Annotated in this window: 8 protein-coding genes; 5 read left to right on the top strand and 3 right to left on the bottom strand. The window is 35.4% G+C overall.

What is annotated here, in order from left to right; genetic code table 11:
* Positions 1 to 17: 17 nt before the first annotated feature.
* Positions 18 to 893, bottom strand: coding sequence for a cupin-like domain-containing protein (locus ACZ0AH_RS12865; protein WP_463476194.1), 876 nt, complete (start codon positions 891 to 893; stop codon positions 18 to 20).
* A gap of 517 nt (positions 894 to 1410) precedes the next feature.
* Here ACZ0AH_RS12865 and ACZ0AH_RS12860 point away from each other — a divergent pair.
* Complete coding sequence (locus tag ACZ0AH_RS12860) at positions 1411 to 4353, top strand: Ig-like domain-containing protein (protein ID WP_463476193.1); 2943 nt, start codon at positions 1411 to 1413, stop codon at positions 4351 to 4353.
* 370 nt (positions 4354 to 4723) lie between these two features.
* Here ACZ0AH_RS12860 and ACZ0AH_RS12855 read toward each other — a convergent pair whose 3' ends face one another.
* Both ACZ0AH_RS12855 and ACZ0AH_RS12850 read right to left on the bottom strand, forming a co-directional pair.
* A complete protein-coding gene (locus ACZ0AH_RS12855) occupies positions 4724 to 6331 on the bottom strand; it encodes a class I SAM-dependent methyltransferase (RefSeq protein ID WP_463476192.1) in 1608 nt (535 codons plus the stop codon).
* 175 nt (positions 6332 to 6506) lie between these two features.
* On the bottom strand, positions 6507 to 7352 hold the full coding sequence (locus ACZ0AH_RS12850) for an oxidoreductase (protein ID WP_463476191.1): 846 nt from the start codon (positions 7350 to 7352) through the stop codon (positions 6507 to 6509).
* A gap of 583 nt (positions 7353 to 7935) precedes the next feature.
* Here ACZ0AH_RS12850 and ACZ0AH_RS12845 point away from each other — a divergent pair.
* From ACZ0AH_RS12845 to ACZ0AH_RS12830, 4 genes are all read left to right on the top strand, one after another.
* Positions 7936 to 8712 carry a hypothetical protein gene (locus ACZ0AH_RS12845; RefSeq protein ID WP_463476190.1) on the top strand — a complete coding sequence of 259 codons (777 nt, stop codon included), beginning with the start codon at positions 7936 to 7938 and terminating at the stop codon, positions 8710 to 8712.
* A 102-nt stretch (positions 8713 to 8814) separates the two neighbouring features.
* Positions 8815 to 12081 carry a DUF6603 domain-containing protein gene (locus ACZ0AH_RS12840; RefSeq protein ID WP_463476189.1) on the top strand — a complete coding sequence of 1089 codons (3267 nt, stop codon included), beginning with the start codon at positions 8815 to 8817 and terminating at the stop codon, positions 12079 to 12081.
* 20 nt (positions 12082 to 12101) lie between these two features.
* On the top strand, positions 12102 to 14309 hold the full coding sequence (locus tag ACZ0AH_RS12835) for a hypothetical protein (RefSeq protein ID WP_463476188.1): 2208 nt from the start codon (positions 12102 to 12104) through the stop codon (positions 14307 to 14309).
* On the top strand, positions 14306 to 17857 hold the full coding sequence (locus ACZ0AH_RS12830; protein WP_463476187.1) for a hypothetical protein: 3552 nt from the start codon (positions 14306 to 14308) through the stop codon (positions 17855 to 17857). Before ACZ0AH_RS12835 ends, ACZ0AH_RS12830 begins: the two co-directional genes overlap by 4 nt.
* Positions 17858 to 17859: the final 2 nt, after the last annotated feature.

The following is a 17859-nucleotide window of genomic DNA, read 5'->3' as shown; positions in this document are numbered from 1 at the left end:
AGTTTTTAAGTATAAAATTATTCTGTTGTCTGTAATTGTGCGTTTGTCCTGCGGATAGATTCGGCATCCTTGTAATCCAGCCATTCCTGGCCTTTTCGCCCGCGCATCCAGTTATCATAATAACGAATAATTGCAACGTTGGCAAAACCCTTCCATAAATTAGAAGGTCTTCCCGGAAGTGATCTAAGGCTTAGTGAAAAGCCCGGCGAAAGGTATTTCATATAATGCCACCAGCCTTCAGGCATATAAAGCATCTCGCCATGATTAAGATTTGTAATGTATGGTTTTACATTTTTAAGTGCGGGAAAACGTTCAAAATCAGGATTGTCAAAATCAATATCCTCATTGCATAACCATGAATACGGAAGTCGGTACATGTATTTTGTCTCTTTAGGATCAACCAGGACACATTGTTTTTTGCCTTCGAAATGAATGTGAAAAATATTTGGAAAATCAATATCATAATGCATGAACACTTTTGAATCCTGACCGCCAAAAAACACAAGCGGCAGACTTTTAAGCAATCGGATTCCTAAACGAGGCCAATGCATATCAGACTTCATAGAAGGTACATCTTTCATGAGATTGTACAAAAAGATACGAAGATCAGTTGGGCCTTTTTCGAGGATGTCAATATATTCAGACATAGTCATTGTAAAGTCCGGTTCATTGACTTTCTTAGTATAATCAGTTTTACGGCTATCGTACAAAGGCACCGTTTTGTTTCCTGCAACTTCTCTTAGAAAATCAAAATTCCATTTTGTAAAGGCAGGCCAGTCTTCGATTTGTTTGGTAATTATAACGGGCTTTTGTGGCTTATAATAATTATCTATAAATTCTTTTTTTGTGAGTTTTTCAACTCTTTCTATCTGTATATAATTATCAAATGCCATATGTAATATATTTTAAAGTTATTTAATAACGCTATTGACATTATTAAATTATTATATAAGAGTATATTAGCCAAGTGTTTAAAGTAAAAATATGAAATATTGTAATACAATTCTAATATTTTAGCGGTTACTCTTTTTTTACAAAATGTTTTGGCATAAGTATTTTGTAAATAGTTTTCTCAGAAAGTTAATCTGCGTTTAAGTATTCTATTTGATTTTATATCTGTTAAAGTAATTTTTATTATTAGTTGTAAAAAAGAGAGATTCTTTTATAAATGATGTTAAAATTTTTCATATTCTCATTTTTGAGGTCTTAAATTACAAACTTCTCATCTATATTCCTTCTTGATTTTTTATTTGTCTTAAAAATATATTTATTTGATTATCAGTTATTTAATGTAGCGAAATCGTTGTATTAGTCTTGATTTTTAATTCATCTTTTTTTTAATTTCTTTTTTAAGTCTAGTTTCGGTGTATCCTTTTTGTAGGAAACAAACTAATTAAAAAACCAAGAATTATGAAGAATCAATTACATTTTATTTTTTTCAAAGGAGACAAATATTTCCATATGATATGGATTTTTTTCCTTCTCTTAACTTCAAATTTATCTGCTCAGCGCGGTTATTATGATGCAGCATATAAAAGGTACGAAGCAAATGCAGGACAATTGTCTAATGGTGCTGCAACTACCTCAAAATCATATATTCAGGCCGATCTTCAATCTGAAGCCTCAGATCAGCAGTGTGTAAATATGTCTGCTACAAATGCCACTGTACAATGGACACTTACGGAAGCTGCTGACGGACTTGTGGTTCGATACAGTGTTCCTGACGGACAAACGGCTACTTTGGGCGTGTATAACGGAAGTACGAAAGTTACAACGCTTACGCTGACTTCAACCTGGTCTTGGGAATATTTGTGGAGCAACGGAAATCCAAATAATAATGGCATTACAAATCAAAACCCAAGAATGCGATTTGACGAAGTACGCTATAAGCTTCCTGCTAAAATTAATGCATCGGGAACATTAAAACTAGTCAGAGAATCAGGTAATGTTCATGTGGATTTTGCAGAGATGGAACCAGTTGCCACAAGCGTTTCGGCTCCTTCTGGTTCCGTAACTTATACTGGAAACGGAAGTGATCTTCAAACTTTTATTGATGCAAACGGCGGTAAAAAAATATATCTTCCTGCTGGGGTTTATAACGTTAATCGAGAATTGTATTTTGGTGTTGCCAACACTTCATTAATAGGAGCCGGAATGTGGTATACTCAGATTAATTTTACCAACACAAGCAGTTTAAATGGTGGCTTGCGTGCAAATGCAGCAGGTATTTCATTTACAGATCTTTATTTAACCACAAGTTCAGCTTCGAGAAGTAATTCGTATAAAGCTATAAATGGCGTTTTTACTTCTGCTTCGACAGTAAGAAATATTTGGGCGGAGCATTTTGAATGTGGTGCATGGATTGCACAATATAATACTGGAGGTCCTGCAATTGCTGATGGATTTACACTGTCTCATTGTCGTTTTAGAAATAATTATGCCGATGGAATCAATCTTTGCAAAGGAACTGCAAATGCAATTGTAGAACATTGCAATTTTAGAAATAATGGTGATGACGATCAGGCGATATGGTCTGCGGACGGACTGGAATGTATCAATAATACTTTTAGATACAACACTTCAGAAAATTGCTGGCGTGCCTGTGGTTTAGCTATTTATGGCGGAAAAAACAACAAAGCGTATAATTTGATTATAAAAGACAATCTTGAAGCAGGGATCAGAGTTAGTAATAATTTTCCCGGAGCACCATTTAACAATGAAGGTCTGCACGAAATACATGATATTACGGTAACAGCTTGCGGAACTTTTAATGATACGTATAATAATCCTGTAGCTGCGGTGGATATTTTTAGTGCTACTAATGCCGGTTCTCAGGTTAAAAATGTTCAGCTTTATAATATCGACATTATCGATTCAAGAAATGATGCTATTTCGATCAGTAAAAGATCAGGAGACGGTATTTATAATCTTAGTTTTAAAGATATTACAGTTAACGGAACGGGGAAAGAATTTCCAAACAATAATGCGCTTAACAGAAATTGGGGAAGAGGTTATTTTGTACTTATTGCGGGTTCTCCTGCCGGAAACGGAACGTATTGCAATATGAATTATTCTAACAGAGGCGGTAGTGCTACTACAGATCAGGAAATCAGTGCAATTGGGACATTTTCATGGACACAAAGCAGCAATTGTTCCAGCACATCAGTTCCGGTTACAGGAGTTACAATTTCTCCAGCAACAGCTGCTTTAAGCGTTGGCGGAACACAACAATTAACACCAACTGTTGCTCCGGCAAATGCCACCAACAAATCAGTAAGTTATAGTTCGAATAATACGGGCGTTGCAACAGTAAACGGATCAGGTTTAATTACTGCAGTTGCTTCGGGAACAGCAACAATTACTGTTACAACTCAGGACGGAGCTAAAACGGCTACTTCTGTAATTACTGTAAATTCATCAAATGTGGCGGTGTCAAGTGTAAGTCTTAGTCCGGGAACTGCTAGTTTAAGCGTTGGTGCAACACAACAATTAACGCCAACAGTTCTTCCTTCAAATGCAACTAATAAATCGGTTAGTTATAGTTCTAATAATACAGGCATTGCAACAGTTAATGCTTCGGGTTTGGTAACGGCAATTGCTAACGGATCTGCAACGATTACCGTAACAACTGCTGATGGCAATAAAACAAGTACGGCTACAATTACAGTTAGTACGGCAACAGGGGCTTATTTTACCATTAAAAACAAATGGACGAATAATTATTTATATGATGCCGGTGCAAATGTAGGGTATGGCGCAACGGTTGCAAACAACAATTACAAATGGGAAAAAGTTGCTATTGATGCTACTTATTTTGTACTAAAAAATGTAGGTACCGGAGATATTATGAATATCGAAAATTTAACTGGAGCAGTGCAATGTACGCCTGGGCAAAATACTTGGTGGAGTGCACAATGGTCTAACGAAAATGTTGATGGTACCTGGGTGAGAATTAAAAACAGATGGCAAACTGGAAGTATGATTCATATCGAAAACCTTAATGGTTCTGCTCAATACATTGGAGGTCAAAACAATTGGGAAAGTGCACAATGGCAATTTCAATCCACTTCTACATCAAAGAAAATTAATGAAGTTGAAGTAATAGCCGAAAATAATGCTGCTGTAAGTGTTTATCCAAACCCGTCAATAAACAACGAATTTAATATTGATTTGCCGGAATTAAAAGCGGGCGATATCGCAACAGTAACGGTTACAGATATAAACGGAAGAAAGGTTTTGGTAAATAAACTTAATGCTTCTGCAAAAATCAATCATAATTTAGCAACAGGAATATACGTTGTTACCATTCATTCTAATGATTTTAATGTTTCTAAAAAACTGATTGTGAAATAATTGATCTAATCTAAGTATAATCCCTACGGGATATTTTTATCTGTGGATTTCTATCTTGCTACCAATATTTAAATCCTAACGGATTATTTTATTGGAAACTTTTTTTGCTGATAGATAATTCTAAAATATCTCGTAGAGATTACCATATTGGTATCAACTACCAATATTTAAATCCTAAAGGATTATTTTATTGGAAACTTTTTTGCTGATAAATAAATCATAAAATATCTCGTAGAGATTACATGTTGGTAGGAACAATAATTAAAAGCAGAAATATTGTCCCGTAGGGACTACACATAATTAACTAGCAACTTGAATTAAATAATAAAAACAGCAAAAATGCCAGATCAAAAAATCTGGCATTTTTTATTTAATTACCTTTTAATAAATTGATACTTACCGTTGCGATATCAGCATCCGGGAATCGCTTAAAAATGGATTTGTCCGGAAATAATCCGGCTTCTGCAGCAACACTATTAAAGACATCTATTTCAACAATATATTGGTCCGAAAAACCATGAGTGGCGTCATAAGCCGTTGCGGGAGTTTTGCCTAAATTACTGGCAGCAAGTTTAGGGTTTATGGTATGCAATTCAATCAGAAGCAAACCAAATTTACGAACATATGGCGACCATTTTTGTAAATGTTCCAGCAGATTATCTTCGACCAGATTGTTGCTGATTCTTTTTCCTCTGTAGGCAAATGCGCCCGTAGATTTACTGAATCTGTCGTTATGGATGCGTATGGGATCTGTCCAAATTCTGTTGTGATCTAGAAAAGTCCTTACGTTAAGCAAATCTTTCAGATCGATATTGTAGTTTTCTTTCAAATCATCCGATAATACATCCGGACGTCCAATATCTCCCCAAATTACCTTTGCCCAAATATCTGCTTTTATAAGATTAGCTCTGGTTACTTTTAGGGCAGTTTGGTTATAATCGGCACCAACCAGAAACAACGGATGTTCATCGAGCATTTTTCCTCTTAAAGTTTGTCTATCGATTACTTCAAAAATATGCTGCAAAAAAGCGCCGTTACCGCAGCCCATATCGAGAATTCCTTTTGGCTGTTCTTCAATTGGGAGGTTAAAAAGTTTAACAATAATCTCATCTACCACTTTAAAATAAGTGTCGTGAGCACCGCCGCTTCCCCAGACATTCATTTCGCGATCAACATGAATTTCGTTTTCGCCATCGGCTACCATTCTTAAAACCGCCGGATCTCGAAAAATCAATTCTTCAATTCTGGCAAATGTTGGTAAATAAGAAACGGTAACGCCATAAGCACTTGCTCTTTTTGCAAAGAATAAACCCATTTCTGTAAATTGATAATTGCCGTTTTTTTCCAGAAACCAACCAAGATGCACGAAAAAGTCTAATATTTTCTTGAAGTTTTCAGGAGATTTATGAAATTCTTCCGGTTTAAAAGAAGTCTCCATAAAATATTTATGAAACATGCCTTTCATTGCCAAACGCACTATTGTTGGGCCAATCAAATAGCCTTCGATATGTTTTAAAATCTGTTCCTGAATACTATTTGTCAGAATATCATCAGAAGGTTCAAGTCCGTATTTTTGTTTGTATTTTTCAAAAATAACATTGAGTTTTTCAAAAGGCGCATCTTCAAAAAGACGTGCATGAAACTGAATCGAAAACTGAAGCAAATCAACTACATCTTCATAAAGATGAAACAATGAAAATGCTATTGCTGTCTTTTCATTTACAGCGATCGTAATTTCCTGTGTCTGGTTATTGACTTCATAATCTAAAAATCCCTGAGAAGCCAAAATCCTCAAACCAACATTCAGATAACCTTCATTTACTTTAAAAGCAGTTGTAAGTTCTTTTAATTGTACTTGTTTTTTGTTCAGGATAAACTCTAAAACCTCATTATTCCTGAGCGCAATTGCAACGGGAGCAACAGCTAAACCGTCAAGATGTCTGAAAATAGAACTTCGAAGTTGTGATTTATCGGTCATAGTAAAAGATTGAATGTTTACTAAAAATAGTAATTTTTTTTAACTGAGAACCTATCAATTTCATCACATTAGAAAAATAATGATATTGTTGAATTTGTTTTTAATCTGAAAAAATAAAAAAAGGCAAAACGTAATTATTTTGCCTTTTTAGATTTATGATATAGTAAGCACAAAATTATGATTTGAAATCTGTAGAAAAAGTAAGTTCTTTATTGGCTTCAATTTCAGTTTTTAAGGAATCAATTTTATAGTTTGCAAATCCATAAGCATCAGATCCGGTTAATAAACGAAGCGGTGGTTCCGGATTTTGAGTGACTTTTATAATTAAATCTGCTACTTTTTCAGGATCGCCCAATTGATTGCCCGGAAGATCGTTTTGATGTGTGTGCACGCCATCACGAATACTTGTATAAGCATGAATTGGATTCGCGGCTGCAATTAACGACGTACTGTTTAAAAAATTTGTGCGAACATATCCGGGTTCTATAAGCGTTACATGGATTCCGAAAGGTTTAACTTCTTGGGAAAGTGCTTCAGAAAGACCTTCAACGGCAAACTTAGTTCCGCAATAAATTCCCCAGCCCGCTCCGGCAATTAAACCAAAAACAGACGAAAGATTGATAATATGTCCAAATTTTGCCGCTCGCATATGAGGCAATATCGCTCTGGTTACATTAAGCAAACCAAATACATTAACATCAAAATTGGCACGAACTTCGGCGTCAGAGCTTTCTTCGATGCCGCCAATTAAACCATAACCGGCATTATTTACCAAATAATCTATAGAACCAAATTGTGCTATCGCTGCAGCAACCGCCTGATTTACACTTTCTTCGCTAATTAAATTAACCTGTAAAGGCAAAAACTGATCAGATGTACTGCCAACTGCATCTTTAAGCGATGCTGCATTTCTGGCAGTACCCACAACATTAAATCCCTGCGACAATAATTGTTTGACTAAAATAAGTCCGATTCCTTGAGAAGTTCCTGTAATAAACCAGGTTTTGTTTTGATTTTCCATGTTTTACTTTTTAAAATTATACATTGTTTTATTGGAGTACTTTTTCAATAATTAAGGTTTTTCATAGCGTGAAAATTTATGAATCAAATAACACTATTGCTATTGATATTATAGTTTCAGACTTGATTTAAAGTGAGTTTGTTTCTTCATTACTTCTTATTTAAATCGTTATGAAACCTTACAGACTAAATTCGTGCCTTTGTTTTAAGTTGTTGATTATAAGTATTTTATTATTTATTTAAAGAAGAATAAGAAGTTAAATATCGCTGACATTAACGAAATAACGTTATTGATTCTTAAAACAATATCAGTATGATGTAATGCTTTTTAGTAAGTTTTACTTAATAGAAATAAGCCATTATGAATGCGCAATAAATCAGGATAAACAGGTATTTATACGCTTTACCCCGTTGTTTTTTATTTCTAATTTTCCGAAAAAATCTGGGTTAATTCCGATGCCTTATATTCAGTTGTATTTTAACTTTTTGAAAAGAAAAATTCATCTGATAAAATAAGAATAAGTAGTTGTTTTGAATAGCCAGATTTAATAGACCTTAAAAAATAACCTTAAAAATCTTAAATCATGGCAGTAAAAATTACAGAAATTAAAAATCTTACCTTAAAAGATAGTTTAGCAGCTGCTGAATTAACAAAATTTAGCAGTCAAACAGGATATACAGAAGAAATTACTGGTGATGCTGTAGTTCCGGATGGCTGGAAAGTTACACACAATATTCAGGTTACATGGAGTGAAGGAGCAAAAGCAGTTACGCGTGCAGTTGGAGGTACATATACAAAAGTGGGTACTAAGGCAACAATCAGTGGACTATTAGACGTTTCTAAATATAGTTTTGGTATTCATGGAAAACTATCAATTGGTTCAAAAACGAAACCAGATGCTGTTTCATTAAGTGTAAGAGTTGGTAATATTCCATCAGCACAAAATAAAAAAGCAGACTGGATTATAGATTTTAGTGATACAGTAGATGGAGGTGACCCATCAAGCATTAAACTAAATGAGTTGATAGGATGGATTAAGGATAAATCAGGAGATGAAGATGCAGAAGTTGCTTTTCCTGAAAGTGAAGGTGCTGATGAAGCTGACCAACCCAAAAATTTTGAAATTGTGTTTAAAAAATTCTATTATAACATCACCCAAAATACCTTTGATTTTGATGTAGAATCAAAAGAAAAAGATGATGAAGGAAAACCTAGCGAGATAAAATTTGGGAATTTTACCATCAAAAAAGTTGGTTTTAGAGTAACAAATGCTCCACTAACTTTTGAAGAAGCAAAGGAAGAAGAACAAGAAGATAATACAGTTAAAACTTTGCCTAACGCTAAAAAGAAAATAGCTTAATAAAGTAATCATATAAATTATTGATAGCCGCAAACAGTATGTTGTAAATGCTTTAACAACATACTGCTTATGGCCAATTTTCTTTATCAGTAATTCCGAGTTATGTCAGACAAAAAACCTTTTTTAATAGAAATTACAGGGCAAACAGAATTCCATTTGGGAAATCCGTTGGCGGCAATTTCTGTGGACATAGCCATTGGTTACAGAACCAAAATTACAAAAGAAGATAAAAAAGAATCTTATTTATATGCTTCCCTAAAAGCTGAAAAGGAGAATGGTATTTCAATTAAAGATATTATTAAATCCTGTACAGCTGCTTATAAAGAGGAAGAAATTCCTGAAATCTTAAATAGTGTTGCATTTAACCGTTTTACAGTATCATACGGTACAGGAGGCGTGAATGCTTCTGAATTTACTATTGAATTTGATTGTAAAATCAATATAAATAATAGACAGCTTGATGCAAGAATTGCTATTAATTATAAGAAGGAAGATGGAAAAACCTCTTTTTCTTTTGGAGGGACCCTTAAAACGGGCGAACATTATTTTGGGTTGCAGTTTACCAAAATTGAAAATGCCTGGTATTTATATGCTAATTACTTAAAATCAGGAGAAACAAAAATTGATTTAAAAATCATTGCAGCCAAATTCTTTGAAAAAGAAACCGTTGCAAAAATGCCTGATCTTTCTTTTACTCTCAAAGAATTTAAAGCTTTTTTATTGTACAAAAAAGAAGGCGATACATCAGGATTATTCTTCGGAATGGGCGCCGGACTTGATTTAAACTTAAAAGACCTTCCTATGGCGGGGCCAATTATCTCTCAGGATAATGCTTTTGCGTTTAAAGAAGTACTGGCGATATATGCAAGCGGATCATTTGATAAATCAGAATTTACTGCTTTTAAAGGTTTGCCTCCGGTCGATATCGTATCCGGATTTAATATTTCGACCCAACTGCAAATTAATGGTGTCGAGGAATATTATGCGCTTAATAGTGGTCAGAACGAAGAACATAAAGAAACTCCAAAAAAGGAAGAAAAAAAAGAAGAAAGTGTTACAGCAGCACCTTTAGGCGGCGGGATATTAGCAAAAGCAAAATGGAAAAAATTAGATAAAAAAATAGGTCCTGTAACGATTCAGCGACTGGGTTTTGCTTACGAAGACAGTAAAGTTGTTTTACTGCTCGATGCTTCTATGGAAATGGCCGGAATGGGACTTCAGCTTATGGGTTTTGGCCTTGGTTTCAAACTGCAATGGCCACCCAATATGCCTGATTTCTATCTGGAAGGAATTGGTCTTTCATACAAATCACCGCCAATAGAAATATCAGGAGCATTCCTGCATGGCACAGCAATTCATGATGGTAAAACGATTGATGTTTATAATGGTGGGGCGATTATAAAAATAAGTCGTTTTACGATTGCTGCCATTGGGTCTTATGCCGAGGTAAACGGAAAAACTTCTTTGTTTATTTATGGCGTATTTGATGGGCCAATTGGTGGTCCGGCCTTCTTTTTCGTAACCGGAATAGCCGTAGGTTTTGGATATAACCGCAAAGTAAATGTACCTTCTATAGATGAAGTTGCTCTTTTTCCGTTAGTAGCTTTAGCCATGAAACCGGAGAAAAACAGTGGGTTATTACCAATATTGGCTTCTCTGGAAACAGAAATGAAAAATGGATTGAAACCCATAGAAATCTCGATTGGGGATTACTGGCTGGCTGTGGGAATCAAATTTACTTCGTTTAAACTTATCGAATCGTTTGTTTTGCTGACGGTTAATTTTGGAACGCAGCTTGAATTTGCAATCCTCGGACTTTCGCGATTAAGCTGGCCCGAAAAATCGATGTCTCCGGAACCCATTGTATATATAGAATTGGCAGTTTTGGCACATTTTGGCCCGGGAAGCGATGTTATATCGGTCGAAGCGGTGATTACGCCTAATTCGTATGTGCTTTCAAAAGAGTGTAAATTATCCGGTGGATTTGCTTTTTACACTTGGGTGAAAGGACCTCATGAAGGTGACTTTGTGATTACGCTTGGCGGATATCATCCTAAGTTTATAAAACCGGCACATTATCCAACCGTACCGCGATTGGCATTAAACTGGAAAGTAAGCAATTCCTTGTCCATAAAAGGCGAAATGTATTATGCCCTAACGTCATCAGCAATTATGGCGGGAGGAAAATGGGAAGTGCTTTTTTCGAGCTCAATCGTAAAAGCATCCATTCTGATTTGGGCAGATATGCTTATTTCGTGGGCGCCTTATCAATATTATATTGATATTGGAATTCGTGTCAAAATCGAAGCAACCATAAAAATCTTATTTGTACGGATTCATTTTAGTTTCGAAATGAGTGCAGAACTGCATATTTGGGGACCTCCGTTTGCAGGAGAAGCTTATGTAGACTGGACGATATTTTCATTCACAATTCCGTTTGGCGATCATTCTAAAAAAATACCTGCAAAACTCACCTGGGACGAGTTTTCAATTGGTTTTATTCCACAGAAAAAGAATATTGGCAATTCAGATAAAAAAGAATCAAATGCAAAACCGGTTTCAAATCCGGAACCCACAAATATAACCATCAGTAACGGTCTTATTGAAGTAAAAGGCGAAGCTAAATTTCCGGTAATAAACCCTTCTCAGCTGGCTATTACGGTTGATTCTTTTATTCCGGTTTCCACATTAAAAATCAACGGACAAGAAATTTCCGGAACTACTTTAATGAAATCTGAAACTGGTAATACTACCTATGAAAAAAGAGAACAAAATATAGGAATTGCGCCTTGTGGTTTTACAGCAGGAACAGTATCATTTGAAATGAATGTTGAAATTTCGATGAATGACTCTAAAATGGCTATGTCAATTTCCTGTTTAGGAAAAGGTGTCGCAGAAGCTTTGTGGAGCGGGGAAGAATCTAAAAAAGACAATTCGAATCCGGGTACATCAAAAGTAATTACCAATGTTTTGAGCGGTTTAGTATTACAGCCGCCCGTTTTGCCTCAGGTTTCACAAATCAGGACATTTGATTTTTCGCAATTAGTTGATGCTTCCGGACAAACTTTTGAATGGAAATTTGAACTGGCAAAATCAGGAGAAGCCTATCATGCTACTGAAGTTTTAGGCTATTATGATGAAAAAAATAAAGTTAAAATTGAAGGTATACTTGAAAAAACATACAATACGGTAAGAGATAAACGCGAAAAAATATTTTCTCTTCTTCAGGACAGTTTTGATGAAAGTTTCTTCGAAATTGACGAAAAAGACATCCATAAAAACATGACAAATGAAAACGATTATTTTAATGGAATTCCCGTGATATGCGAGATAGGACAGATACCACAATATAGTACAGATGTCGTATAACATCTTAGCAAGCAACTAAAATGAGTGAGAATACTAAAATAGTGCAATGTTTTTTGCCTCCGATGATTGCGGGTAAATATTTAGCGCAAGTAAATCAGCGTGTAATAAAAGATGAAAAAAAACTTCAGGATATTACAAAAACCTTTGATTTTGGAGTAGATGCAGCCAGATTTAGCTTAAGTCCAAACGATATTTATTCGGTTTTTCCTCCTGCGAATAAATCAGGGAATTATTCAAAATCGTTGCCACACATGGTATTTACAAGAAGAACATTGCCGTGGGAACGTACTTTAGACGGAAAAATTCCGGTATTTCAAAGAGAAGAAACAGCCGAAAACAAACGTAATCCGCAGGATTCTCCGCCAGTTCCCTGGATGGCATTACTTCTTTTTACCGAAGAAGAAATGACAGATCTTCAAATTAATAAAAATACGATTGGCAATGTTATCCAGCCAAATCTTGCAGACGGCATTATAAGACCTGAAATTTATAAATCAGGAACACCAGCAAAAAATGTACTAACGCTGATGGATTGGGAGAAAACAACTGATGGCTGTTTTACCATTGATCTCACGAAAGAACAATTCGAAAAAAATATTCCATCGACAAAAAGCCTTTCCTTATTGGCGCATGCAAAAGAAGTAAGTATTGAACATAAGGATAAAGAGGGAATTACAGATATAAATGATAATGGTTCAGGCGTTTTTTCGGTTATAGTAGGCAATCGCTTACCGGCAAACGGAAAAAATCATACCGCAATATTGGTTTCTCTGGAAGGATATACCGATTATTTAAAAGATACAAATTCCGCTAAAACAATTCCGTCAGGAAATAAAGCCAGACTTGTTGTACTTGCCAGTTGGAATTTTGCAGACTCCGGCAGTTCGAGTTTTTTAGAACTGATAAATGGAGTCGAAACAAAAAGCATGAAAATCGAGAGACAGAAAGAAGCGGCTGAATTAGTACCTTATTTCGAGTCGGGTTATGCGCCTTTGGAACATTTAACGCGCACAGGAGCCAAAACAATTTCCTGGTATCACGGTCCTTTTGTACCAAAAATGTTTCCTGTGACGGCAAAAAGCATTTCGTTTTCTTCTTCAGATGCTGCTTTACGATACGATAAAACCACTGGTTTATTTGATATTTCTTTTGCAGCTGCGTGGCAATTGGGGCGAATATTGGCGCTGCAAAATCAGGAATTTTCGAAAACAATGCTCAATTGGCGTCTTGCCCAATCTCAGCTTGAAAGCGCTACATCAAGAAAAGATATGATTAGCACCATTTTAGAAGATACCAATAAAATAGACCTGAAAGATAAAGTAATCAATTATCTGGGCGCCTTGCATAACGTAAAAATAGCCACTATTGCTGAAAAAGAAGAAGATCCATCAACAGCTGTTCCCAAGGAAGTAAAACACTTTTTAGGAGAATTATACAAACTAAACGGAGTTCCGTTTTCGTATCTCGTGCCACACGGATATTTTTTAGAAAAAAAGCATCAGAAAAACAATGAAGAGTATTCCGGAACAATTTCCTTTTTTTATGTAGATCCTAACTGGATTGAAGCATTGCTGGACGGCGCTTTAAGTATTGGACGTACAGATAAAAATGAAACACTGCTGGATTTGGCCGTAAGCGGAGGATTTATAGAAGGTTACACGCCACAATCAGGAGAAATTTTGGATGGAAATAAAAAAGGAAATAAAAATAAGGAGGAAAGAAGGCTCAATACTACAGGTTTTCTGTTTCGGTCGGATCTAATTTCGGGTTGGAGAGGAATAGAAATCCAGGCTTTTAATGAAGGAGGAGAATTGCTTCCAGCCTTGCGTTTTGAGAGAATTGATTCGGATATTTTTCTGGGTATTTTTAACGGAAACATCAGTACAATTACCGTAAAACAGCCTTATGAAGGATTGCAATTTGGAATTAAAACAGATAAAAAAGGGTACAGGAAAAATTTAAAAAATGAAGACGGCACGAATCAGGAAATTATTGACGGTACTGCCGATGTAAATACCGAATTAAACAGCAAACTTATAAAAGATAATATTATTGATATAGCTGGATTGGCCTCTGTAATGCAGAAAAAATTAACAGAAAAAAAATGGATGAATACGGAAGGTAAAAGTAAAGGCAAATATTTTACATCTGCTGAATTTGCGTATCAAATGGTAGACAGTCCGGTAAAAAGAACGATTTTGGTTAACGTAAATACTCAGAAATCATGAGTAATTCTAAACTTTTAGTTCCCATGTATATGGAGGCTTTGGCGTTGCCCAATGACAAAAATGATGGCATGAATTTAAGCCCGCAATGGGAGAATTACACTCAGAGTATTTTGGGGAATGTATTACAGCCAAATAACAGCCGTTCCTTAAATCTGAAAAAAGGGATTCATCTGCATTGGTCCTTGCCAAAAGCCCTGAAACATTCGTTTATAGCAGAAAAAGGCGAAACTAAATTTCCGTATGCTCCTAACAGATGGATGATTGTTCGCATTCGCACCGATAAAGGAACGAAAGATATGCCTTCGCGAATGTGGATTATAAAAAGCGATGAAAATAATGATTTTCAAAGTAACAATCTGGCGCCTAACTGGGTTGTTTTAAAAGATAATAAACTTACATTCAAAAATTTAGGACAAGCTTTTGAATGGGTTGATACTTATGAGGATAAAATAACTGAACCCGTTTTAACAGGCGTTGGGGCAGCAGATCCTTATTTTGCTTCTTTTTATCCAAGCTGTAAAAATGTTTTCGGTTTTCATGATGACATGAAAGATATCAATTCAGATTGTACGGTAACGTATGTTGTAAACGGCTGGTATAGCGATCCTGAGCAAGATCCTCTTGCGCCGCTGAATTTTAAAGGTGAAGCTAAAACGGCAGAACAAATTGATCAGAATAAGAAATTAGAATGGTTTAAAACGCAATGGAAATATGACGGAGAATATCCTGAATCCTGTCTGCTGCATTCTTCTATCATGAGCATTAAATGGAATGACCAGTTAAAAAGTGGTGTTCCCGATGAAGCCGTTCAGGTTTACGCCGGAAATACGGCTATAGAATCATTGAGTGCGCAAATCATAAAAAGCAACAATATTGAAAAATCAGGAGTAGAAGAACTGTTGAATGCGCTGCAATACCAACTTTTAGAGGATAAAGAAAATGAACCGGGTTTAGCATCCATTCAGAAAGAAATTCATAAAATGGGTTTTTCTCCAAAAAATAGAAATTCATTTTGGGAAATTACAAGAATTGAAGCAAGTGACAAACATTTAGAAGAAAAACAGGATGAACGACCTCATTTTCCTGAAAATCCTGCTCTTCTAAAAGATTTAAAAGAGCTTAATAAAGAGCAGATTGATAAAAATGGTAAAGAATATGAAATTTTAAGCCTGCAGCAGGAATATTATTTTTTGTGGTATAAAGAAGCAAACAAAACCGTTAATAATTATGAGGTTCCGGGTTTTGATTATGAAAACTCCAGAAAAATAATACTGGACAAAATTGTTGAGGCAAAAGTAGAAAGAGATTTGTCTGTAACAGAAATTAAAAGACATACCAATAACTTAAAACTCTATAAGGAATTGTCCGGTACAGATCCCGAATTTGAACTTAAAGAAAAACTAGAAGATCGTTTTTGGGAGCCAAATGATCCTGTTTTATTGCTTTGCGGAACCGGAGTTGGAAATATAGATAAACCTATTTTTCAAACTGCCAATAAAGAAATTAACTGCAGGGTAGAAAATCAAATCGTAAAGAAGTTTCCTTTGAAAGTTCCTTATAATGCTATTTTTATTCCTGTCGATATTTTGTCAACAGCCTTTACGGTTTCGAAAGTGAATAAATTGGAAAATGAAAAAATTCCGTTTAATGAAATAAAGAAACTGGTCTATGAAACGTTGCTTCTGGATCCTTCTTTGGCCTTGGATATTGCTCTGGAAGCCTATAATCTGGCACAACAGGGAAAAGGAAAAGATAAGGATAGCAGTATTATAATCGAATTTTCGAAGACTGTAATCGAAGCACAGTTAAATCCTGTAGGACATGAAGGTGTATTACCTGAAGAATTTGCAAAAACCAAATGGAAACAGGCATGGACGCCGTTATTTATGGTTTGGGATGTGGTATATACGCCACACGATCCGGACATAAAAAATATGGATGTTCTCGAAAATACAGCAAAATGGAAATTAGAAGATGGTTTATATTTTAAAAATCAATCGGTAAAAGGAACAGGACAAAATATTTCAATTCAGGGAATAAGTCCGCTTTCAAATTCAGTTTCTGCGAACCTGAAAAGAATGGTGCCGGATTCTATTGCTGATAAGTATGGAGAATTGAATCTTATCGCACAATCGTTGAGCGGTTTGCATAAATATTTATTGATGCAGAGACCGGATATTCAGCTGCCGCCTTTTAAATACACCAGCGACGCCATTTATAATTTTGAGAGCGAATATTTAATCGATCAGGAAGAATTGAATAGGATTGGCGAAGACGGTTATTTATTAGGGAGTAATCCCGGAAATAAAAATGGTAAAGAGGCCAATATTTTTAATCCGTTACGATCTGGCGTACTCAAAATAAAAAATCTTTCGATTGTAGATGCTTTTGGTCAGGCAAAAAGGGTAATAATTGATACTGATAAAGCAAACTCAAAAGTAACTTGTTCCATCACATTAAGTGGGGATGAAAAAAAAGGTGATCAAAATAGTATTCCGCTTCCTCCAAGAATAATACAGCCTTCAAGATTACAATTTAATTGGCTAAATGCCAAAGACGAAATCATTTATCAGGATGCAGGAAAAATGGACAGTCCTATTTTAGGATGGCTTGTTCCTAATTATTTGGATAATAGTATCATGGTTTATGACGGAGCAGGAAATGAAGTTATAATATTTCAGATTATTGTAGATATCACAAAAGAAAAAGGACTTAAGTTATTAAAAAGACCTTTCCCGGGCAGAAATGCAATTCCAGAGCTTGTAGATAATCCGCAATTACAAAAGATACTGGATAACATCAATAACGGAAGTATAGCCACAGGAATCATGGATCTGGCTTATAAGATAAATTTAAACATAACCGGCGGGAATGCCTTGCAGAATAATACAGCAGCATTGTTATGCGGACAGCCGATAGCAGTTGTGCGCTGTTCGATAAAATTAGAATCTTTGGGACTTCCTTATTTTAATCAGCGTTGGGATAAATCAGGAAAAGAAGATACCGGAAATATCGAAACCGTAAAATTTCCGCTGAGTTTAGGCAATTATACACTCGAAAAAGACGGGTTACTCGGTTATTTTACAGATACGGATAACGATTCTTTTTACACCACTATCAAAGCTCCGGATTTTAAATTCAGCAAAAGCGAATCATTTTTCAAAAAAGATAATACATTAAAAATTGCACTCAATCAGGAATCCATAAAAGTGACTTTATTAATGGATCCTTCGTCAGGAGTGCATTTATCAACGGGAATTTTGCCAACAAAGCTTGTGGAATTATTCCATCATAATTCGGCCAAATTACTTTCAGGATTAAACATCAGTTTTATGGTTGCGCCATTCATTGCAGATAAAACAGATCCCGGAATTCCGATTCCCGGAAGTATAAATGCAGATTGGAAATGGACGCATAAATCAGATGTTACAACCTGGCAAAATGATGCAGATATAGCAGAAGGAAAAACAAAACAGATTTCAGGTTTCAAAAAGCAGCAAGTATATGAAGGATGGCTGAGACTGAATAATTTGAAAACAAATAATTAATA

Source organism: Flavobacterium sp. AC105, assembly GCF_979258495.1.
Note: the sequence above shows the minus strand (reverse complement) of the source record. Positions and strands in the feature narration are given on the sequence as shown.